We start from the raw sequence: 1,311 nt of genomic DNA on the forward strand, positions 1-1,311 counted from the left end.
TGGACTTGAGTCAATATCTTGGACACAAAAAAGTTAAGTTTTTTGTAAGTCACTTGTCGGCGGTTTTGAGTATCTCCGTTTTGCCTCTAATCCGACAAGGTCTTGCTCTGCCATGTATCTCAGCTGAAAGATATAGTATGCCTAAGCCGTTGATTTCAATTGATCTTCCACCGCTTGAGGTGTCCTATATCCGAGACTCCCGTGAATTCGTTTCCGATTATACCAGCCTTCGATATATTGGAACAAAGCGAGTTTAGCAGACTGGTAATCAAGATACTGAACATGATTGACTTCCTCCTTCTTTAGGATGGCGTGGAATGATTCTATGCAAGCATTGTCATAAGGACAACCTTTGCGGCTGAATGACTGTGTAATGCCTTGAGACTTAGCATATTGTTCAAATGCTTCACTCGTATATTGTGTTCCTAAATCGGTGTGAAGAATAAGTCCATCCTTGGGCTGTTGTGTATCACAAGCATTGGCTAGGGCTTTGATCACGAGCTCTGTTGTCATCGATTTTGCAAAAGAGTAACCAACAATTTTATGTGTATGTAAATCCATTACAGAAGCCAGGTAACACCAACCCTCTTTAAGCGTATGGATATACGTAATATCTGCCACCCACTTCTCATTCATGGTGTTGGTAGAGAAATCCTGTTGCAACAGATTGTCACGTTCCACAACCTTCTCTTTACTCGGATAAGGCTTATATTTTTTCTTCACAATGGAACGGATATCTGCCTTTCTCATCAAACGCTGGACACGCTTAAGACTGACCTTATAACCTTCTTGGTTCAGGAGATAATGGATTTTGGGAGCACCGTAACGCTGTTTGCTCTCCTCGTGGATTTCAATGATTCGTTTGGTCATCTCCCGATTTTCACGGTCACGTTTTGATTCCGTGTAATGTTGTGTTTGATAATAAGTACTTCTTGGAATGCCCAACACCTCACACAAGGTGTGGACAGCATAATCTGATTTATGGTTATCAATCAATTCTGTCAATTCTGTGTCACTTACTTTTTGGCGAATATGGCTATAGCCTTTTTTAAGATTTCATTCTCCTGTTGGAGGCGGAGCATTTGCTTTTGCATGTCGGCTACCTCTTTTGGAGTCATTGCCTCGTCTCCTGTTCCAATTGGGGTATATTGTTTAATCCATTTGTAGACCGTAACCTCTGATACGCCATATTCGCTACACAGATCTTTGACAGAAGTGCCTGAATGATACAAATCCACAATCGTTTTCTTAAAGTCATCATTGAATTTTTTGCGTTTCATATTGGACACATCCTCTCCCGTTTTTATTGTA

1 protein-coding gene is annotated in these 1,311 nt (G+C 40.9%); it reads right to left on the reverse strand.

The window, feature by feature from the left end:
* Window positions 1-141: 141 nt before the first annotated feature.
* A protein-coding gene (locus tag BEN26_RS13800; protein WP_181482309.1) for an IS3 family transposase occupies window positions 142-1,280 on the reverse strand; the annotation gives its coding sequence in 2 pieces (ribosomal slippage) (window positions 142-1,043 and window positions 1,043-1,280; 1,140 coding nt in all).
* Between the last annotated feature and the right edge of the window lie 31 nt (window positions 1,281-1,311).

The organism is Tepidibacillus sp. HK-1 (assembly GCF_001748485.2).
Classification (GTDB): Bacteria; Bacillota; Bacilli; order Tepidibacillales; family Tepidibacillaceae; genus Tepidibacillus_B; species Tepidibacillus_B infernus.